Here is a 21,429-nt window from a genome sequence, read left to right on the forward strand (position 1 = left end):
ACCCCGAGCCCGACCGCGGCGACCCGCCAGAGGGATATCGCGCGGCGCGCCGCAGACACGCGGGCGGATGACAACTCGTTCCCCGGAAGTAACGGACCGTCCACACCGACCGGATGTCCGGCGCGCACCCCCGGGCGATACCGGACACGATCCCCCTGAGTCGAATTCGATCAATTCTAGTGGTCGATAATCGTGACAGTTATTGCTGACCGAAAATATGCTGAATGAATAGACCGACCGATCAGCTAATCGATGGGAAATGGATTCGGCCGGATCGATGCCGATCCACTCCGCACCGTCCGCACCTCCCGCGCGGTGGCGCCTTCCGAGTCCGCTCGGCGCCCCGTGAACTGTGTTAACAAATATTAAGCGCCAGAGAACCCCTCGTTTCCAAAGCATCACCGCCAACCCCCAGATACATCCGTTCGACGGGGCGTTTCGCCCGGTCAGGCCACATCCCCCCTGGTCGCGTCGACGGGAGTGACCAATCGACGACGGCGCGCAGTGACCATGAGGTTGCGCCGATCTCACAACTCACCGATGCCAAGAGCGCGCTGTGAGAGATTCGTTTGGCCACGCGGTCGCGACCTCCCTAAAGTCGGTGCAACAGCCCAACTCAACTGCTCGAAGGGGGCGTCGTGGATACTTCACGCACTCGGAATTCCGGACCCTCCGGTGGGGCGGGTCTGCCTTCCTCGGACGCGGGTGACGCATTACTCCGACTGGGAAAGTATTTCCAGCGCGGCGAAGTCTCCGCCGACCATCGCAGCCTGCACAAGGTGGGCGGACGCGGCGCCGACGAGTTCTACCGGGACCGCTGGGCGCACGACAAGGTGGTGCGCTCGACGCACGGCGTCAACTGCACCGGATCGTGTTCGTGGAAGATCTACGTCAAGGACGGCGTGATCACCTGGGAGTCCCAGCAGACCGACTACCCGTCGGTCGGCTCGGACAAGCCCGAGTACGAGCCGCGCGGCTGCCCCCGTGGCGCGTCCTTCTCCTGGTACACCTATTCCCCCGCCCGGGTGCGCTACCCCTACGTACGCGGCGTACTGCTCGAGCTGTACCGGGAGGCCAAGGACCGCGTCAAAGATCCGGTACTGGCCTGGGAATCCATCGTCGAGGATCCGGAGCAGGCCGCGCGCTACAAATCCGCGCGCGGCAAGGGCGGATTCGTCCGCGCCGAATGGTGGGAAGCCGCCGAGATCGCGGCGGCGGCGCACGTGCACACCATCAAGCGCTACGGGCCCGATCGGGTGGCTGGGTTCTCCCCCATCCCGGCCATGTCGATGGTCAGCCATGCCGTCGGCGCGCGCTTCATCTCGCTGCTCGGCGGCTCGATGCTGTCGTTCTACGACTGGTACGCCGATCTGCCGGTGGCCTCGCCGCAGGTCTTCGGCGACCAGACCGACGTGCCGGAATCCGCCGACTGGTTCGACGCGGGCTACCTCATCATGTGGGGTTCGAACGTCCCGGTGACCCGCACCCCGGACGCGCACTATATGACCGAGGCACGCTACCGCGGGCAGAAGGTCGTCGTTGTCTCGCCCGATTACGCGGACAACACCAAATTCGCCGACGAATGGGTGGCCGCGCGGCCGGGAACCGATGCGGCGCTGGCCATGTCGATGGGCCACGTGATCCTCAAGGAATTCTTCGTCGATCGCGCCACCCCGCGCTTCCTCGACTACATCAAGCGCTACACCGATCTGCCGTACCTGGTGTGCCTGGACGATCCGCAGGGCTGGGACGCCGAGGGCAACTACCATCACGACGGCGCGCTGGCGGGCAAATTCCTCACCGCGGCCGATCTCGGCCACACCGACGAAGGCGCGGCCCACAAACCGGTTCTGCTCGATGACGCCGGAAATCCGGTGGTGCCCAATGGTTCTCTCGGACACCGCTTCAACGAGGCGGACGCGGGTAAGTGGAATCTGGACCTCGAGGGCGTCGACCCGCTGTTGACTCTGTACGACGCGCCCGACCGGGGCACGATGGCGGTGCGACTGCCGCGGTTCGACACCGATACCGCGGGCGTCCTTGTCCGCGGCGTGCCGACCATGACGGTGGCGGGCAGACGCGTCACGACGGTCTTCGATCTGCTGCTCGCGCAGTACGGCGTCGGGCGCGACGGGCTGCCGGGTACCTGGCCGACCGGATACGACGACGCCACCGAGCCGTACACCCCGGCCTGGCAGGAGACCATCACCGGCGTTCCCGCCGTGCAGGCCGCCCGCGTCGCCCGCGAATTCGCCGACAACGCCGAACGTTCCGGCGGACGTTCGATGATTCTGATGGGCGCGGGCACCAATCACTGGTTCCATTCCGACCAGATCTACCGCGCCTTCTTCACGCTGACGCTGCTCACCGGCTGTCAGGGCGTGAACGGCGGCGGCTGGGCGCATTACGTGGGGCAGGAGAAGTGCCGCCCGGTCACCGGTTGGGCCACACTGGCTTTCGGCCTCGACTGGCAGCGCCCTCCGCGCCAGATGCAGGGCACGGTGTTCTGGTACCTGACCAACGACCAGTGGCGCTACGACCCCTTCACCTCGCAATCCTTCGCCTCCCCGCTGGGCAAGGGCGCATTCCGGGGACGCACCGCGGCGGACAATATCGCCCTCGCGAGCAGGCTCGGGTGGATGCCGAGTTACCCGACCTTCAACCGCAATCCGCTCGATCTCGCCGACGAGGCCGAGGCGGCGGGCAAATCCGCGGCCGACTATGTGGTCGAGGGGCTGAAATCCGACGAACTGCGTTTCGCCTGCGAGGATCCCGACGCTCCGGAGAACTTCCCGCGCTGTCTGACGGTGTGGCGGGCCAACCTGCTCGGCTCCTCGGGCAAGGGAAACGAGTACTTCCACAAACATCTGCTCGGCGCCGACTCCAATGTGCAGACCACCGACGCCACGGGCGTACGGCCCCAGGAACTGGTGTGGCGCGACGAAGCGCCGACCGGAAAGCTGGATCTGCTGCTGTCGCTGGACTTCCGGATGACGAGTACCACCCTGTTCTCCGATATCGTGCTGCCCGCCGCCACCTGGTACGAGAAGCACGATCTGTCCTCCACCGATATGCACCCGTTCGTGCACGCCTTCTCCCCGGCTATTTCGCCGCCGTGGGAGGCCAAAACCGATTTCGACGCCTTCCATCGCATCGCCCGCGGCGTCGCGTGGATGTCGGAGAAGCACCTGGGTAAGCGCACCGATATCGTCGCGGTGCCGCTGCAGCACGATTCGCCCGACGCCTTGGCGCAGGCGGGCGGCAAGGTGCTGGACTGGAAGGCGGGCGAGTGCGAACCCATTCCGGGTAAGACCATGCCGAAACTGGTTGTGGTCGAACGTGATTACCCGAATATCGCGGAGAAGATGGCGGCGCTCGGGCCGCTCGTGGAAACCCTCGGCTTGACCACGAAGGGTGTGACCACCTATCCCGAGGCCGAGGTCGCCTACCTGGCCGGAATGAACGGCACCGTGGTGTCCGGGGTGGCGCAGGGGCGACCGTCGCTGGCCAGGGACACCCATGCCGCGGAAGCCATCCTCGCCCTTTCCGGCACCACCAACGGCAGGCTCGCGGTGGAGGGTTTCGAGGCGCTGGAACGGCGTACCGGCACGAAACTGGCCGATCTGGCCGCCGAGCACGAGGGTAAACGCGTCACCTTCGCCGATACCCAGGCCAGGCCGGTTCCGGTGATCACCTCGCCGGAATGGTCGGGCAGCGAAACCGGCGGGCGGCGCTATTCGCCGTTCACCATCAACACCGAACGGCTCAAGCCGTGGCATACGCTCACCGGCCGCCAGCATTTCTACCTCGACCACGACTGGATGGTCGAACTCGGCGAGCAGCTCCCGATCTTCCGGCCGCCGCTGGATATGACGGCGCTGTTCAGCGAACCCGGCGTCGGCGATGTCAGCGACAGGGGCGTCACCGTGCGGTATCTCACGCCGCATTCCAAGTGGTCGATCCATTCGGCCTACCAGGACAACCTGCATATGCTGACGCTCTCGCGCGGTGGTCAGTCGATCTGGATGTCGGAGAAGGACGCCGCGAAAATCGGTGTGGCCGACAATGACTGGATCGAGGCAATCAACCGCAACGGAATCGTCGTCGCCCGCGCCATCGTGTCGCACCGGATGCCGGAGGGCACCGTCTTCATGTACCACGCCCAGGACCGGGCCGTGGATGTGCCCAGGATCGAGGGCACACCGGAGGTCGGCGCGGCGCGCGGCAAACGCGGCGGCATCCACAACGCACTCACCCGGATCATGATCAAACCCTCACACCTCATCGGCGGGTACGCGCAGCAGTCCTTCGCGCTGAATTACCACGGGCCCACCGGAAATCAGCGCGACGAAGTGACGACGATTCGTCGGCGCAGCCAGCACGTGGAGTACTGACATGAGCATCCGACGAGGTCACCGACCGATATCCGAGGGCCGCTCGCAGAAGGTGGAGTACTGATATGCGTGTTATGGCACAGCTCGCCATGGTGATGAACCTGGACAAATGCATCGGCTGCCACACCTGCAGCGTCACCTGTAAACAGGCGTGGACCAACCGGGGCGGTACCGAGTACGTCTGGTTCAACAATGTGGAAACCCGTCCGGGACAGGGCTATCCGCGTCAATACCAGGATCAGGAGAAGTGGAAGGGCGGCTGGACGCTGACCAAGCGCGGCAAGCTGACTCTCAAATCCGGGTCGAGGATGAAGCGGCTGCTGAGTATCTTCGCCAACCCCGATCTGCCCACGGTGTCGGACTACTACGAGCCGTGGAGCTACGACTACGACAATCTGCTGTCCTCGCCACCGACCGACACGACCCCGGTCGCCCGGCCCAAATCGCTGATCACCGGCGAGGATACGCAGGTCACCTGGGGCGCGAACTGGGATGACGACCTCGGCTCCGGTCCGGAGCAGGTCGGCAAGGACCCGCTGCTGTCGCGGCTGTCGGACAAGGTGAAACTGGAGTTCGAACAGACCTTCATGTTCTACCTGCCGCGTATCTGCGAGCACTGCCTCAATCCCTCGTGCGCCGCCTCGTGCCCGTCGGGAGCGATCTACAAGCGCGCCGAAGACGGCATCGTGCTGGTCGACCAGGACAAATGCCGCGGTTGGCGGCAATGCGTCACCGGCTGCCCGTACAAGAAGATCTACTTCAACCACAAGACGGGTAAGGCCGAGAAGTGCACCTTCTGCTATCCGCGCGTCGAGGTGGGTATCCCGACCGTCTGCTCGGAGACCTGCGTCGGCCGGTTGCGCTATATCGGCGTGATGCTCTACGACGCCGATAAGGTGCAGGAGGCGGCCTCGGTCACCGAGACCGAGGATCTCTACCCCTCCCAGCTCGGCGTCTTCCTCAATCCGCACGACCCCCGGGTGATCGCGGAAGCGGAACGGGCCGGCATCTCCCCGGAATGGATTCAGGCGGCCCAGGATTCGCCGGTCTACAAACTGATCGTCGACTACCAGATCGCGCTGCCGCTGCATCCGGAATACCGCACCATGCCGATGGTCTGGTACGTGCCGCCGCTGTCGCCGGTGGTGGACGTGCTGTCCGAGACCGGTCACGACGGCGAGAGCGCGTCGAATCTGTTCGGCGCCATCGACGCGCTGCGGATTCCGGTGGAATACCTGGCCGAACTGTTCACCGCCGGTGATGTGGGACCGGTCCGCGCGGCGCTGCAACGACTGGCGGGTATGCGCGCGTTCATGCGGTCGGTGAACCTCGGCGAGGAGCCCGACCCGTCGATCGCGCCGTCGGTACGGTTGGAACCGGAGGAGATCGAGGCGCTGTACCGGCTGCTCGCGATCGCCAAATACGAACATCGGTACGTGATTCCGAACGGCGCCGGTTCCGAGGCGCACCAGCTCGACGCCCTCGCCACCGGATGCAGTCTCGACAACGACGGTGGGCCGGGGATGACCGCCTTCGACCAGATGGTGGAGAAATTCCACCTCACCGACAGCAATGGCGCCGCGCCGCAGGAGAAGTCGAACCGGATCAATCTGTTGAACTGGGACGGCAAGAACACCTCCGGCCTGCTGCCCACCACCGCCGCGACCAACGGCTCCGGAGCCGACGGCGTATCGACCGATGGCACGGCAGCGAACGGCACGGCAGCGAACGGCACCGGATCGAACGGCACCGAATCGAACGGCGCCAACGGCAACGGCAGCAACGGCGCTGCCGGGAACGGCTCGACGGACCATGCGGGCAACGGCGCCGCGCATGGTCCGTCAGCTGAATCGAGTCCATCGACGGTCAATGGAGTGCCGCGATGAACCTGCCGATTCCTCTGTCGCACAGGCGCTCTCGCGTCACCGATGAAAGCGTGGCGCTGCGATGAGCCTGTTGAAGATTCGCCGCCGTCCCGAACCGGTCGTACCGATGTCGGAGCGCGATCGTCGCCTGGTGTGGCGGCTGGCCGCCCTGCTGCTGGACTATCCGTCGCGCGAAACCCTCGCCATGCTCGACGAATTGGACAGCGTGGCAGCGCGATTGCCCGAACATATCCGTCCGCAGCTCACGGGACTGCTCACCCATCTGCGGGTGACGCCGCCGATCGAACTCGCGGCGAGTTACGTCGAGACCTTCGACCTGCGCAGGCGCGCCAGTATGCACCTGACGTTCTACGCCTACGGGGACACCCGCAAGCGCGGTATGGCGCTGCTGCGCTTCAAGCACGCCTATAAGCACGCGGGGGTGGAATTGGGCGATCACGAACTGCCCGACCACCTTCCGGTACTGCTCGAATTCGCCTCGACCGTCGACCCGATCGGCGGGGAACGCCTGCTCGGCGAGCATCTGCCGGTAATCGAACTGCTCCGGCTCTCGCTGTCGGACAGCGGTTCCCCCTACGCGGGCGTGCTGGGCGCGGTAGTCGCCACCCTGCCGCGGCTCACCACGGCCGACCGCCGCCGCATCGCGGAACTCGCGGCACAGGGCCCGCCGGAGGAAGAGGTCGGACTCGATCCCTTCGCGATGGACCCGACAATGTTCGCCCAGTCGGAAGGCCGCCGATGAATTTCACCCCGCACTTACCCGTCGAACTGTGGCTGATCCTGCCGTACGTGGCCTTCACCTCGTTCGTGCTCGGTCATATCTGGCGCTACCGCAACGATCAGTTCGGTTGGACGACGAGGTCTTCCCAGATCTACGAGAGCAGGCTCCTGCAACTGGGCAGTCCGCTGTTCCATTTCGGCATGCTCGGCGTCTTCGGCGGACATGTGCTCGGCGTGCTGATTCCGGAGTCGTGGACCGACGCCGTCGGCATCTCCGAGCACACCTATCATGTGGTCGCCGTTGGCGCGGGTTCGATCGCGGGCCTGGCGGTATTGGCGGGGGTCGCCATCCTGCTGTACCGACGCTTCACCGTCGTCGCGGTGCGCAAGGCCACCACGGCCAACGACAAACTCATGTACGTGCTGCTCACCCTCGCACTCGTCTCCGGCCTGCTCAATACCTGGGGCAGCAATCTGCTGTGGGGCACATACAACTATCGCGAGACCGTATCCCCGTGGTTCCGTAGCCTTTTCAGCCTGAATCCGGAGCCGGAACTGATGGTCGACACTCCGTGGACCTTCCAGTTGCACGGACTGGTGGTGCTCACGCTGGTCGCGCTGTGGCCCTACACCAGGCTGGTGCATATGTTCAGCGCGCCGGTCGGGTATCTCACCAGGCCGTACATCGTCTACCGGCACAAGCAGTCCAATGCCCCCGATACCCGTCGCTACGCGCGGGCATGGGAATCACCCGTCACGCCCGAACACTGGCGCTGACCGACGAGCGAGGAATCCGCCCACCGCGCGCGGTGGGCGGATTCCTGTCGTACACACCGAATTCAGGCGCCGTCGTAGGCATCCCGCAGGACCTTGATATCCAGTTTGGACATCGTCCGCAGTACCGTGCCGACCGCCGCGGTCTTGGCCGGATCGTCGCCCATCATCAGTTCCGGCAGCCCGGCCGGGGCCACCTGCCACGACAGACCGTAGCGATCGGTGAGCCAGCCGCAGTTTCCCGGCGTCCCGCCCTCGGTGAGGGCGTCCCACAACCTGTCGACCTCCTCCTGCGAATCGACGACCACCTGGATCGAGGCCGCGTCGGTCAGCGGATGTCCGGGGCCGCCGTTCATCAGGGTGATCGACTGGCCGTCCAACTCGATGCTCACGATGAAGGCCGAACCGTCCGGATGCCGCGCGATATCGGTGATGCGGGAATTCGCCACCAGTTCGACGTACCTGGTCGCGGCCTGCTCGGCCTCGGAGTCGAACCAGAGGAAGGTGTTGACGGACATGATGTGCTCCTTATGAGGTGGTGATGACCTGCTGTCACCCTTCGGTCGGAGCCGACGCCGCCGCCTCGACCTATCTCGGCGGAAATCTCGGAAATTTTTTCCGTACCGATAGCCGCAGGTCAGACATAGTCCGGCCGGGATGGTCCCCGGTGCGGGCTGCACCGAGGCCCGCCCGCTACCTCTTGGCCGGCAGCGAACGGGCGTAGGCGACGCCGCGGTCGACCCACTCGCGCAGCGCCGCCTCCGCACGCACCGCCTCGGCGCTCACGCGCAGCCAACCGTCGATGTCGCGACCGCCCATCACCATGGATTGCACGTGCGATCCGTCGAGGAGGTCGTCGCCGTGGCGCGGGTCGACGCGCACCAGCAGCCCGCCTTTGCCGCTGGCCGCCACCGCCATATTTCCGCCGATCAGGAAGGCCAGACCACCGAACATCTTCCTCTCGGTGAGCTCGGGCCCCGGTTCGATGACCTCCCGGATCCGCTCGGCGAGTTCTTCGTCGTATGCCATGGTGACAGTCTCGCTCCCGGTACCGACATGTCGGCGCGCAAGCGCGGCTACACGCCGAGCGCGGGCGCGAATATCGACCAGGAACGGTGCAGGTCGTCCTGCCAGTACGGCCAGGCATGGGTGCCCGCCGGACGCATGTCGACGGTGGCGGGAATGCCGAGCGCGGCGAGCCGATCGGTGAGCGGGCGGGTACAGCTGCCGACCACCGTCTCCATGACGCCTCCGACCAGCACCCGGTCCAGCAGCGCACCCGGATTGCCGCCGATCCCTTGCGCGCCGAACGTGTCGTGCGGCCCTGGTAGACCGTTGCCCGCGGACACGTACAGGGCCTTGCCGCGCAACTGCTCGGCGTGCAGCACCGGGTCGTTGTCGGTCCAGGCCGGATTGTCCGGCGCGCCCCACATATTGGCGGCATTCCCGCCGAAAACGGCGAGTTCCGATCGGACGAGCAGACGCCCGACCGAATCACTGGTGCGCGCGCAGCCGCTGTAGGCGCCGACTGCCTGGTACAGATCGGGTGCGGCGATGGCGAGATTGAGCGCGGAGGTCGCCGACATCGACAGGCCGGCCACGCCATTGCGCCCGGTCATCCCGAAGCGCGCGTCGAGCAGCGGGGGCAGTTCCCTGGTCAGGAAGGTCGTCCACTTGTTGCGGCCGAGGACCGGATCGTCGGCGATCCAATCGGTGTAGTAGCTGGCTCTGCCGCTCATCGGCACGATGACGTTCACCGGCTGGTCCGCGAAGAACTCCGCCACGTCGGTCCGGTGCGGCCACGGGCCCCCGTTCTCCCCGCCGTCCACCCCGTTGAGCAGGTACAGGGCGGGCGCACCCGCACCGGGATGTGACATCCACAGGGTGATCGGCCGATCCATCGCGGCCGAATACACCACCACCTCGAGTTGACGCCCGCCCAGCGGACGGACGTCGATGATGCCGGATTCGGGGTCTGCCGCCGCGACGGGTGACCACATGAGCGCGGCACAGGCGGCGATGACGGCGATCGAACAGCTCACGAGCCGATGCATGAGTCGAGTGTCGCGCAAGACCGGGTCTACCGGTGCGTCCACCGTATTTCGCGTACTCACCGGGCGTGTTCGTATGCGACTCGACCGTGGTGAATTCGGATGGGATACGCGGTGGGCGCACCGGGTCGCCCGCTCAGGCGGCCGGTTGCACGACCGTCTTCCACACATCATCGAGCGCCGTCGCGCCGATGCCGAAGGTGTCACGCAGGGCGGAATCATCCACGATGAACTCCCGGTGCGAGAGGTGGTACGTCTCGAACAGCTCGCCCCAGAACGGGTCGCCGAAGCCGAGCAGGGTGAGTTCACGGTCGGTCATGACCTCGAGGGGCGGCAGGTCGACGCCCGCGAGCGCGGCCAGCCGGGACGCCGCCTCGTGGACGGTGGTCGTGATGATCGGCGCGTGCCAGGCTCGTCCCCACGCCCGGTCGTCGCGCGCGACGGCGACGAGCGCCGCCGCGGCGTCAGCGATCGCGGTGTAGGGATGGCGCAGGTCCACCGATTGCGGGACGAGGACAGGACGACCGGCCAGCACATTGGGTTGCACGATCAGCGAGAACACCGAAACCGCTCCCGCGCCGAGGAATTGGCCCGCCCGCACCTCCGTCGCACGCACCCGGCCCGCGCGGTGGGCGGCTTCGGCCTCGCGCCACATCCGCGCACGGACACTGCCCTTCGGACCGGTCGCCGCCAGGGGCGAATCCTCGGTCACCGGTCCGTTCGCCGGCCCGTATCCGTAGAGGTTGCCCAGCATCACCAGATTCGCCCCGACCTGTTCGGCCGCGGACAGGATCGCCCCGAACAGTGGCGGAACCGCCTGCGGCCAGGTGTGATAGGCGGGCGCCGCGATATTGAAGACCGTGGCGGCGCCCCGCGCGATCTCGGCCAAGGCGCTCGTGTCGGTGGCGTCGGCGGCCACCCGTTCGATATTCGGATGCTCGGGTCCGGTTCCGCTGCGGCTGACCATTCGCACCCGCTCGCCCGCGTCGGCGAGGAGCAGCGCGGTGGCCGACGCGGTGCCGCCGCGTCCGACAACGATATGGTCGGTCATGTTGATTCCTCTCTGGGACAAAGTGTTTCGATTCATCGGCGAATGTCGCCGAGCCCTCGATCTCCACCCTGCCCGCCCGCCGCACGGTAGGCTAGTGGCTGCCTTGCCACCTATCCCAAGGATCCGGCCATGAAATCCGTCGCGGTCGTCGCCGTCCCGCCCGTGAAGACTTTCGACCTGTCCATGCCGCACACGCTGCTCGGGTCGGTAACCGTCGAGGGCGAACCCGGATACTCCGTCACGGTCTGCACCGGTGAACCCGGTGTGGTTTCCGCGGGAATCGGCGGCTTCGACGTGGTGGTGCCGCACGGCCTCGAGATCGTGGACTCGGCCGATATCGTGATCGTGCCGAGCACGGGAGCGCGCGGCACCGCGGATTCGGCGACGGTGGCCGCGCTGCGCCGCGCCGCCGATCGCGGAGCCCGCGTCACCTCGATCTGCAGCGGCGCCTTCGTCCTCGCCCAGGCCGGACTGCTCGACGGGCACACCGCGACCACACACTGGGGTCTGGCAGACGAACTGCGCGACCGCTATCCGCGGGTGAGCGTCCGCACCGACGCACTGTTCATCGAGGACGGTCCGATCACCACCGCCGCCGGAGCCGCGGCCGGAATCGACCTGTGCCTGCACCTGATTCGCACCGATTACGGAGCGAGTATCGCCAACACCGCTGCCCGCGTCGCCGTCGTTACGCCGGTGCGTCCCGGCGGTCAAGCCCAATTCGTCGACACCGCGCTGCCGCCCGAGAGCGGTCTGTCGCTGGCGGCGACCAGGGCATGGGCCATGGGGCGTCTCGACACTGCGCTGTCCCTGGACGATCTCGCCGGACACGCGCGCACCAGCGTGCGCACGCTGACCCGCCGCTTCCACGAGGAGACCGGAACGAGTCCGCAGAAATGGCTCACCCACCAGCGCGTGCACCGCGCTCGCGAACTCTTGGAAACCACCTCGCTACCCATGGACCAGGTGGCGCGTCACAGCGGTCTCGGCTCGGCGGAATCCCTGCGCCAGCAGATGATTCGCCAGGTCGGGTTATCGCCGAGCGCCTACCGCGCATCGTTCACGAGGTCGCCGCGACAGCTGGCCTAGCACCCGACGATCCTCCCGGCCGCTCAGAGCACCCGTACTCGGGTCGATTCCCTCGCGGCGGTGTGGTATCGGTCGGCGATCAACCGGACGACGGCCGGATGCGCACCGATGGGATCGGCGACGCCGTCCGCGCCCGCCTCGTGCAGCCGCTGCTGGAAGAGACCGTGCGCCAGCAGATACGACGCGATGAACACCCGTCGCGCGCCCGACGCCCGTAGGTCGGCGACGACATCGGGAACCCGAGGGGCCCCGGTGGCGACGTAACCGATGCGAACCGGTGCGCCGAGGTGCTCGGCGAGCAGGGCGGCCGAGCGCCTGACATCCTCGCGCGCCCTGGCATCCGAGGAACCGGCCGCGGCGAAGACCACCGCGTCACCGGGCCGCTGACCGACGGCGCGCAGACGCATGGTCATGATGCGGGCGAGTGCCGGATCCGGACCCATGGCCGGGGTGACCGACACGGAGGGATGATTACTCTCCTCGACTTCGCGCGGCACATCCTGGTAGACGTGATAGCCCGACGCGAGAAACGCGGGAACCACCACGGCGGGCACAGATCCCGCCGTCGCTTCCAGATCGCGCAGTACCTCCGACGGCGACGGACCGAGCACATCCACGAAGGCCGTGCGCACGACCGGCGCCGCCATCATCGGCTCGCCCCGCACAGCCCGGCATTCGTGCGCCGCGGTGACCACCCCGGCGGCACCGGATTCCCGTGAGGCCCTCGTACTCAATTCCAGCGAGACCGCTTCGGCCAGTGCGGCGATCATCTCCACGCCCCTGGTACTCCTGGTGCCGTGTGCCACCAGCACCAGCGCGGGCGCGGTCATGATCGGCCCCCGTCGACGTCGCCCCGTTCGGATCGTCGTCCCGCCGTCATGCCGACCAACTCCCCATCGACTGGACGTAGCGCGGCGCGCGAGCCGGGGTACCGATTCCCGGCAGCGGCGGGCGCTGCCCGTCCACCGCCCGGGGGAAATCATCGGCGCATTCCGCGGCGTCCAAGGCGAGCCGGTAGCCGCGTTTGACCACGGTCTGAATCGCCTTGGGTGTGCCCAGCCCCGCGCGCAACCGCGCGATCGCCGTCTCCACCGCGTGGGTGTCGTCGCCGCCACCCGGCAGCGCCGCCAGCAGATCCTCGCGGGAGACGACCCGGCCGGGCTGACGGGCCAGCGACCGCATCAACGCCATCGGCGCCGGTGCGAGCTGACGCACCACCCCGTCCACCACCACGCAACCACCGCGCACGCTGATCTGGTGGCCTGCGGCCTGAATCCGGTTGGCGCGCCGTGGCAATTCCTCCGCGACGTGGCGCGCGAGCGCACCGAGCCTGGCCCGGCCCGGCATCGAGGTCGGCACGCCCAGTTCCTCGAGCGGCGCGGCGGTGATCGGTCCGACGCAGGCGGGAAGCACCCGGCCACGCAGGGCGTGCAGCACACCCTCGAGCAGCCCGGTTTCCTTGGCGCGCATCAGCATCGACGCCACGGCCGGTGCGCTGGTGAACGTCACGCAGTCCAGGTTCGCGGTGACGATCGCCTCGATCATCTGGTCCATCGGCCCCTGGTCGGCGGGCGGAATCCAGCGATACACCGGAACCGGAACGACATCGGCCCCCGCGCAGCGCAGCACCTCGCAGAAATCCGGAATCGGTTCCCATTCGGTGGTGGCGCCGTGCAATTGCACCGCGATCCGCACGCCCTCCACACCTTCGGCGAGCAGATGGTCGAGCACTTCCGCGGAGGATTCCGAGGCCGGTGACCACTCTTCGCGCAATTCCGCGGCGCGGATGGCGCCCTTGGCCTTGGGGCCGCGAGCGAGCATCCGGTTACCGGCGAGGGTGGTGCGCAATTCCTCGGCGAGACCCCAGCCCTCGGCCGCCTCCATCCACCCGCGGAATCCGATGCCGGTGGTCGCGACGGCGATCTGCGGCGGTTCGGCGACGAGTTGGCGGGTGACCCGCTCCAATTCGGTGTCGTCGGCCAGCGGGATGATGCGGATGGCGGGCGCGGCGACCACCGTCGCGCCCCGCCTCGTCAGCAGCGTGGCGAATTCATCGGCACGTCGCGCCGCCGTGATTCCTACCGTGAATCCGGCGAGGCATGCGCCCGCGTCGATCGTCGTCATGAATGCTCATCCGTCCGAGGAGTCGAGCCCGGACGCCACCGGCTCGTTGGATACCGAAACGATGCCGTCGTCCACACGCACCGCGTACACCGGCAGCGCTGCCGACTCGTCGTCCAGGCAATGTCCGTCGATCAGGGAGAACGCCTGCTTCAGCAACGGCGACGCGACGACGGGAATCCCACCGCGATCACCGACGATCCCCCGTGACATCACCGCGGCCCGGCCGATCGGATCGATATTACCCACGGCGAACACCGTGCCGTCGGCCAGTAGGAACAGGGCGGCCTGGCGGCCACCTTTCAGCAACACCGCGACTCCGCGGCCAGGAATCAAGTAGTCGAGTCGGCACGCCTGTGTCCAACCCGTGGTCGTAGCCTGCGAAATGCTGGGTGTATCGATAACGGTCATCGGGTTCCTCCTCCGAGCGCCTGCATCATTGGTACCGGCGTCCTGTTTCCACGCGGTTAAGCGCTCATTTCCCGTGCGTGGCTGTGGTGGATCCCACACCCGCCGCCACCGGCATCTCCGGCAGACCGAGCAGCACCGGCACCTTGCGTTCGCCGCTGTCGTCGAACGAGATGGTCTGATCGGTTTCCTCGGGGGCGTTCACGAAGGAGACGAAGCGAGACAGCTTCTCCTCGTCATCGAGGACCGCGGCCCATTCGTCCCGGTATCCGTCGACGTGCGCGGCCATCGCGGCCTCCAGATCGTCGGCGATGCCGAGGCTGTCCTCGCACACGACCTGCTTCAGGTAGTCCATACCGCCCTCGAGCGCCTCCTGCCACGGCGCGGTGCGCTGCAACCGGTCGGCGGTGCGGATGTAGAACATCAGGTAGCGGTCGATGTACTTGATCAGCGTCTCGTCGTCCAGATCGCCCGCGAGCAGTACCGCGTGCTTCGGGGTGAGGCCGCCGTTGCCGCCGACGTAGAGGTTCCAGCCGTGCTCGGTGGCGATGACGCCGACGTCCTTACCCCTGGCCTCGGCGCATTCGCGCGCGCAGCCCGAGACGCCGAGCTTGAGCTTGTGCGGGGACCGTAGCCCCCGATACCGCTTCTCCAGTAGGACGGCCATGCCGACCGAATCCTGCTGACCGTAGCGGCACCAGGTGGAGCCGACGCAGCTCTTGACCGTGCGCAGCGATTTGCCGTAGGCGTGGCCCGATTCCATCCCCGCGTCGACAAGACGCTTCCAGATCAGCGGCAACTGTTCGACGCGGGCGCCGAACAGGTCGATGCGCTGGCCGCCGGTGACCTTCACGTAGAGGCCGAACTCCTTGGCGACCTCACCGATGGTGATCAACTGCTCGGCGGTGACCTCGCCGCCCGGCATCCTCGGCACCACCGAATAGGTGCCGTTCTTCTGCAGGTTGGCCAGGAAATGGTCGTTGGTGTCCTGCAGCGCGGCCTGCTCGCCGTCGAGGATGTGACCACTCGAGGTGGACGCCAGGATGGAGGCGACGGTCGGCTTGCAGATATCGCATCCGGATCCCTTGCCGTACTTGGCGATCAGGCCGGAGAAGGTGCGGATTCCAGTGACCTGGACGATCTGGAACAGCTCGGCGCGCGACTGGCCGAAATGCTCGCACAGCGCCTTGGACATCTCGACGCCGGACTGCTCGAGCAACTTCTTGAGCATGGGAACGCAACCGCCGCAGGAGGTTCCGGCGGAAGTGCAACTCTTCACGGCGGGCACGTCGCAGGCGCCTTCGGCGATCGCGCCGCAGATCGAACCCTTGCTCACGTTGTTGCAGGAGCAGATCTGCGCGTCATCGGGCAGCGAGTCGGCGCCCAATTCCGCACCGGCGGGCGAGATCAGCGCGGCGGGTTCGGCCGGCAGTGGGCGGCCGACCAGCGGACGCAGCGCCGAATAGGCGGTGGCGTCGCCGACCAGGATGCCGCCGAGCAGGATTTTCGCGTCATCGGAGACGACGAGTTTGGCGTAGGTGCCCTTGGCCGCGTCGTGCAGGACGACCGACAGCGCGCCTTCGGTGACACCGTGCGCGTCGCCGAAGCTGGCCACATCCACCCCGAGCAGTTTCAGCTTGGTGGACATATCCGCACCGGGGAATTCACCCGCCCCGCCGAGCAGCCGGTCCGCGACGATCTCCGCCGTGGTGTAGCCGGGGGCGACCAGGCCGTAGCAGACCCCCTCGACCGCGGCGCATTCACCGATGGCCCAGATATGAGGATCGGAGGTCTGTAGCCCGAGATCGGTGATGATGCCGCCGCGCGGTCCGACCTCGAGGCCGGACTCCCTGGCGATCTCGTCACGAGGACGGATACCGGCGGAGAACACCACCAGCGAGGCGTTGATCTCCGAATCGTCGGACAGGGTCAGCTTGAGTTTGCCTTCGGCGCCCTCTGCCACCGACTCGATCGACGACGTGCCGACACCGGTGTGCACAGTGAGTCCGAGATCGGTGACGAGCTTCTCCAGGATCGCGCCGCCGCCCGCATCGATCTGGGCGGGCATCAGCCGCTCGTTGTACTCGATCACGTGCGGGGTCATACCGAGCAGGCGCAGCGCGTTGGCCGCCTCCAGTCCGAGCAGACCGCCGCCGACGACGACACCGTGCGCGCCGGGGCCGGCCGCCTCGGCCGCCGCCCTGATCCCGTCCAGGTCCTCGATGGTGCGGTAGACGAAGCATTCCGGCAGGTCGTGCCCCGGCACCGGCGGCACGAAGGCGTAGGAGCCGGTCGCGAGCACCAGCGCGTCGTAGCCGATGGTGTCGCCGTCGGAGGTGGTGACCTTGCGGGCGTCACGGTCGATGGAGATGCCGCGCTGGCCGAGACGGAGTTCGACCAGATCGTCGCCCGCGTACTCATTGCCGGGCAGCGCCAGCGCGGAAGCGTCCCAGGTGCCGACGTAGCCCGAGAGGCCGACGCGGTCGTAGGCGGGGAGCTGCTCCTCGCTCAGGACGACGACCTGCCATCGGCCTGCCTCGTCGCGGGACCGGAGCGCTTCGACGAAGCGGTGACCGACCATGCCGTGGCCAACGACCACCGCGGTCTTGCGTTGCGTCGGATCGACGGTGGGGTTCATGAGTGACCTCCGTAGTGGTGCGAGTGTCAGGCGCGAGCCGACGTATTGGTGGACGGTGCGCTGCCCTTGCCCGACTGCGCGGCGTGTTCGGCCTGGAGGACGAATGTCTCGGCCTCGACCACGACATCGGAGTCGGCGGAGCGGCTGTCCGCGGTCGGGCGGCGCAGGAATACCGCCCAGGTCACGACGGCGCACGCGACGTAGAAGGCCATGAAGACCCAGAACGCGGTGGTGGCGGAATTGGTCGAGGCGTAGGACGAGCGCAGCACCAGGTTGATGCCGACGCCGCCGAGGGCGCCGATCGCGCCGACGAAGCCGATGAGCGCGCCGGAGGTGTTCTGCGACCAGGCGGCCTGCGCGGCGGGACTGGCGTCAAGACTCTTGCTCTTGGCGTCGAAGACCGAGGGGATGATCTTGGTGACCGACCCGTTGCCGACCCCGGAGAGCACGAACAGCGCGATGAATCCGGTGACCAACACGGTCATCACGCCGCCGGTCGGCACACCCTTGTTGCTGTCGCCAACGGTGCTGGCGAACGCGACGACCACCGCGGCGGCCATCATCGCGCCGAAGACGTAGAGGGTGACGCGGCTGCCGCCGATCCGGTCGGCCAGCTTGCCGCCGTAGGGCCTGGCCAGCGAACCGAGCAGCGGGCCGATGAAGGCGATCTGCGCGGCGTGCAGCGCGGCCTGCGCCGCGGTGTCGCCGCCCGCCTTGAAGCTGATCTGGAGCACCTGGCCGAAGGCGAAGCTGTAGCCGATGAACGATCCGAAGGTGCCGATGTAGAGGAACGCGATCGCCCAGGACTGCGGCACTTTCAGCGCCGTGATCATGTAGGACAGATCGGCCTTCTGGTTCTTCAGATTGTCCATGTACAGCGCGGCGCCGACACCGGCCAGCGCGACGAGCACCAGGTAGATGGCGCAGATCAGCGAGGCGTACGCGTTGCCGATCGTCGCGATGACGAGCAGGCCGATCAGCTGGATCACCGGAACGCCGATATTGCCGCCGCCCGCGTTCAGCCCGAGCGCCCATCCCTTGAGCCGCTGTGGGTAGAAGGCGTTGATATTGGTCATGGACGAGGCGAAATTGCCGCCACCGAGACCGGCGAACGCCGCGACGATCAGGAAGGTCGTGTACGAGGTGCCGGGCTGGTTGATGAAGTACAGCGTCAGCAGTGTCGGAATCAGCAGCAGCGCCGCACTGAAGATGGTCCAGTTGCGTCCGCCGAAGCGCGCGGTGGCGACGGTGTACGGAATGCGCAGGAGCGCGCCGACCAGCGTCGGCACAGCGACAAGAAAGAATTTGCCCGCGGGGTCGATGCCGAACTTGTCGGTCGGCATGAACAGCACCATCACCGACCAGATCGACCAGACCGAGAACCCGACATGCTCGGCGAAGACCGACCAGATCAGATTGCGCTTGGCGACATCCTTACCGCCCGCCTCCCAGGCGTCGACATCCTCGGCATCCCAATGCTCGATGTTGCGGTTACGCGTCAGCGTGCTCAACGAGGGCCTCCCAAAATCGGTTAGGCCCAACGGTAGGAAACAGGTATTGCCGAAATGCTGCGCGAAATGACCGCAGAATCAACGGTTGCTCACGATTCCCCGAAACCCGAGGTGAGTTCCGGGTCTATGTTTCAACGATGTGACACAAGCGTTTCCGTGGGTGAAATAGAGCCGATCTCGGAATATCGAGACGGTGAGGTGTGACACGCACTACCGCTCACACAAAGAATGGCGGCATCCGCACGACCTCGCAACTCGAGCTGTGAGGTTTTTCCTCGGCGTCGGAGAGCGTCGCCGTCGCGATAAATCATAGGATGACCCGATGATAGGAGCCTCGCGCCCCGCGAGGGGCGGTACCCTGTTTCGGTGCAACCAGTCCGGCGCACCAGCCTCATCGCCCAGGTAACCGAGCAGCTGCGTGCCGAAATTCGTTCGGGCCGTTGGTCTATCGGCTCTCGCATCCCCACCGAACCGGAGCTCACCGAGCTCACAGGGACCGGCCGCAACACCGTGCGCGAGGCCGTTCAGGCGCTCGTCCACGCAGGCATGCTGGAACGCCGCCAAGGTTCGGGCACCTATGTGATCGCGATATCCGAAGTCGGCGGCACCCTCGCCAAATACTTCGCCGACGCGGAGGAACGCGACGTCCTCGAACTACGTCAGGCGCTCGACACCACCGCCGCCGCCCTGGCCGCGCGCCGCCGCGACGACAACGATATCGCCACACTGAAGCGACTGCTGGACGAGCGTAGCCGCCACACCTGGGGCGAGGGCAATATCGCCGCCATCGCCGCCGACGTCGCCCTCCATCGCGCGATCGTCGTCGCCAGCCACAACGCGGTGTACCTCGAGTTCTACGACTCGCTGCTGCCGACCATCGAACAGGTGATCCGCTCGCGCACCTCCAAATCCGACGAGTCCTACGACACCGAACACCGGGAACTGGTGCAAGCTGTCATCGACGGAGATCCCGAGCAGGCCGCCCAGGCGACCCGATGCTTCCTCGGGTCACTGATCGCGGAGTACCCCGAACCTCGATAGTCCCGACCGGTCTCGCATCGAGCACGCGAAGTAACCAACTGGTCACCGACCGCGTTTCGGCCATGTGAGTCGGATTTGCCGGGAACGCAACGGAAGGCCATCGGCGCGCAACAACCGACTTCTACGTTTGTCTCGACCGTAGCGAGGCAATCGAGAGGAAGCCGATGACTGCCACAGTAGCTACCACAGCACACGAATCGGGAACGCAGGCGTTCGAGCATCAGAGCCGCGGGCGCTGGCTCGAGAAATGGGAACCGGATAATTCCGAATTCTGGGAGTCCGGCGGCAAACTCACCGCCCGAAAGAATTTGATCTTCTCCGTATTCGCGGAGAATCTCGGATTCAGCGTCTGGGTCATCTGGGGCACCGTCGTCACCAGCATGGGCCTGGCCGGGTTCGACTTCCTCGCCGGACTCGGCAAGGGCAATCCGACCGCCGTCAGCAACGCCCTGCTGCTGACCTCGACCCCCACCCTGGTCGGCGCCGCGCTGCGGATTCCGTACACCTTCGCCATCCCCAAATTCGGCGGCAGGGCGTTCACCGCGTTCAGCGCGGCCATGCTGCTGATTCCGACAATCGGACTGGCCTACTTCGTGAACCAGCCAGGAACACCGATGTGGGTATTCATGGTGCTGGCCGCGCTGGCCGGCGTCGGCGGCGGCAACTTCTCCTCGTCGATGGCCAATATCTCCTTCTTCTTCCCCGAAGGGAAGAAGGGTGCGGCCCTCGGCATCAACGCCGCGGGCGGAAATCTCGGCGTCGCGCAGACCCAGTTGATCCTGCCGCTGCTCATCACCCTCGGCACCCACATCATGGCCAAGGATCCCGCGGGCTATCGCTTCGGCATCACCCTGTCCGTACTGGTCTGGATACCGTTCATCCTCATCGCCACCTTCGGCGCGCTGCGCTACATGGACAGCATCGCCACCGCCAAATCCGATGGCAAATCCTACAAATTGGCGCTGACCAACCGGCACACCTGGATCATGTCCTTCCTCTACATCGGCACCTTCGGTTCCTTCATCGGGTTCTCCTTCGCCTTCCCGACCCTGATCAAGGCCAACTTCCCCGACCTGGCCAAGATCGGCTGGATCACCACCCTCGGTAACCTGGCCTTCCTCGGCGCGCTCGTCGGCTCCTTCAGCCGTCCGTTCGGCGGTTGGATCTCCGACAAGGTCGGCGGCGCGAAGATGACCGTCTTCGTCTTCGCCGGCATGTCGGTGGCCGTCGCCCTTATCATGGCGGCTCTGGAAATGAAGAGCTTCCCGCTCTACCTGGCCGCATTCCTCATCCTGTTCATCCTGACCGGCATCGGCAACGGCTCCACCTACCGGATGATCCCGTCCATCTTCAGCGCGGAAGCCAAGAAGTACGCCTCCGAACACGGCATGGACATCACCGAAGCCACCGCATCGGCCCGCAGGCAGGCGGGTGCGGCCATCGGCGTCATCGGCGCGATCGGCGCCTCCGGCGGCTACCTGCTCCAGCAGGCACTTCGCCTGTCCAACATCAACTTCGGCAATATGAACCCGGCATTCTGGGCCTACGCCGTCGCGTTCCTGGTGATGGCGGGGGTTACCTGGTTCTTCTACCTGCGCTCCAGCTTCGCCGTCGGCCGCATCTCGTCACTGGCCTACGCGAACGTGTAATCCCTACTGCCCCATCGTCGAACGCCGCCCCCGGCCCGTCCGCCGGAGACGGCGTTCGGCGTTTCCACGCCCCGCCCGAGTCCTCGGCGGAAGTGA

General features: G+C 66.5%; 16 protein-coding genes. 7 read left to right on the forward strand and 9 right to left on the reverse strand.

Annotated elements, in window-relative coordinates:
* The first annotated feature begins 686 nt into the window (after positions 1-686).
* The 4 genes from ABZS43_RS13345 (at position 687) to narI (ending at position 7,777) form a co-directional block, all read left to right on the forward strand.
* On the forward strand, positions 687-4,394 hold the full coding sequence (locus tag ABZS43_RS13345; protein WP_355036196.1) for a nitrate reductase subunit alpha: 3,708 nt from the start codon (positions 687-689) through the stop codon (positions 4,392-4,394).
* A gap of 65 nt (positions 4,395-4,459) precedes the next feature.
* On the forward strand, positions 4,460-6,280 hold the full coding sequence (gene narH / locus ABZS43_RS13350) for a nitrate reductase subunit beta (RefSeq protein ID WP_355036124.1): 1,821 nt from the start codon (positions 4,460-4,462) through the stop codon (positions 6,278-6,280).
* Between the two features lie 61 nt (positions 6,281-6,341).
* Positions 6,342-7,022, forward strand: a complete 681-nt coding sequence (narJ, locus tag ABZS43_RS13355) for a nitrate reductase molybdenum cofactor assembly chaperone (RefSeq protein ID WP_355036125.1) — start codon at positions 6,342-6,344, stop codon at positions 7,020-7,022.
* Positions 7,019-7,777, forward strand: coding sequence for a respiratory nitrate reductase subunit gamma (narI, locus tag ABZS43_RS13360; protein WP_355036126.1), 759 nt, complete (start codon positions 7,019-7,021; stop codon positions 7,775-7,777). The genes narJ and narI overlap by 4 nt, the downstream gene beginning before the upstream one ends.
* 62 nt (positions 7,778-7,839) lie before the next feature.
* Here the strand turns inward: narI and ABZS43_RS13365 are convergent, their stop codons facing one another.
* From ABZS43_RS13365 to ABZS43_RS13380, 4 genes are all read right to left on the reverse strand, one after another.
* Positions 7,840-8,292, reverse strand: a complete 453-nt coding sequence (locus ABZS43_RS13365; protein ID WP_355036127.1) for a VOC family protein — start codon at positions 8,290-8,292, stop codon at positions 7,840-7,842.
* Positions 8,293-8,467: 175 nt separating this feature from the next.
* The gene (locus ABZS43_RS13370; protein ID WP_355036128.1) at positions 8,468-8,803 is read right to left on the reverse strand and encodes a TfoX/Sxy family protein; all 336 of its coding nucleotides are present in this window, start codon (positions 8,801-8,803) and stop codon (positions 8,468-8,470) included.
* A 47-nt stretch (positions 8,804-8,850) separates the two neighbouring features.
* The gene (locus ABZS43_RS13375) at positions 8,851-9,870 is read right to left on the reverse strand and encodes an alpha/beta hydrolase family protein (protein WP_355036129.1); all 1,020 of its coding nucleotides are present in this window, start codon (positions 9,868-9,870) and stop codon (positions 8,851-8,853) included.
* Between the two features lie 91 nt (positions 9,871-9,961).
* On the reverse strand, positions 9,962-10,876 hold the full coding sequence (locus ABZS43_RS13380; RefSeq protein WP_355036130.1) for an NAD-dependent epimerase/dehydratase family protein: 915 nt from the start codon (positions 10,874-10,876) through the stop codon (positions 9,962-9,964).
* Between the two features lie 129 nt (positions 10,877-11,005).
* On the opposite strand from ABZS43_RS13380, the gene ABZS43_RS13385 reads away from it, so the two are divergent.
* Positions 11,006-11,965: a helix-turn-helix domain-containing protein gene (locus ABZS43_RS13385; protein WP_355036131.1), complete on the forward strand. Its 960-nt coding sequence runs from the start codon at positions 11,006-11,008 to the stop codon at positions 11,963-11,965.
* Positions 11,966-11,988: 23 nt separating this feature from the next.
* Here the strand turns inward: ABZS43_RS13385 and ABZS43_RS13390 are convergent, their stop codons facing one another.
* The 5 genes from ABZS43_RS13390 to ABZS43_RS13410 all read right to left on the reverse strand — a co-directional run bounded on the left by ABZS43_RS13390 (position 11,989) and on the right by ABZS43_RS13410 (position 18,643).
* Complete coding sequence (locus ABZS43_RS13390) at positions 11,989-12,795, reverse strand: sirohydrochlorin chelatase (protein ID WP_355036132.1); 807 nt, start codon at positions 12,793-12,795, stop codon at positions 11,989-11,991.
* Positions 12,796-12,841: 46 nt separating this feature from the next.
* Positions 12,842-14,089, reverse strand: coding sequence for a uroporphyrinogen-III synthase (locus tag ABZS43_RS13395; RefSeq protein ID WP_355036133.1), 1,248 nt, complete (start codon positions 14,087-14,089; stop codon positions 12,842-12,844).
* 6 nt (positions 14,090-14,095) lie between these two features.
* Positions 14,096-14,497: a nitrite reductase small subunit NirD gene (gene nirD, locus ABZS43_RS13400; protein WP_355036134.1), complete on the reverse strand. Its 402-nt coding sequence runs from the start codon at positions 14,495-14,497 to the stop codon at positions 14,096-14,098.
* A 64-nt stretch (positions 14,498-14,561) separates the two neighbouring features.
* A complete protein-coding gene (nirB, locus tag ABZS43_RS13405; RefSeq protein WP_355036135.1) occupies positions 14,562-17,132 on the reverse strand; it encodes a nitrite reductase large subunit NirB in 2,571 nt (856 codons plus the stop codon).
* Between the two features lie 26 nt (positions 17,133-17,158).
* On the reverse strand, positions 17,159-18,643 hold the full coding sequence (locus tag ABZS43_RS13410; RefSeq protein WP_355036136.1) for a nitrate/nitrite transporter: 1,485 nt from the start codon (positions 18,641-18,643) through the stop codon (positions 17,159-17,161).
* A gap of 366 nt (positions 18,644-19,009) precedes the next feature.
* Here ABZS43_RS13410 and ABZS43_RS13415 point away from each other — a divergent pair, with 366 nt between their 5' ends.
* Positions 19,010-19,684, forward strand: a complete 675-nt coding sequence (locus tag ABZS43_RS13415) for an FCD domain-containing protein (protein ID WP_355036137.1) — start codon at positions 19,010-19,012, stop codon at positions 19,682-19,684.
* Positions 19,685-19,848: 164 nt separating this feature from the next.
* A complete protein-coding gene (locus tag ABZS43_RS13420; protein WP_355036138.1) occupies positions 19,849-21,333 on the forward strand; it encodes an MFS transporter in 1,485 nt (494 codons plus the stop codon).
* The last annotated feature ends 96 nt before the right edge of the window (positions 21,334-21,429 follow it).

Source organism: Nocardia sp. NPDC005366, assembly GCF_040606855.1.
GTDB lineage: Bacteria > Actinomycetota > Actinomycetes > Mycobacteriales > Mycobacteriaceae > Nocardia.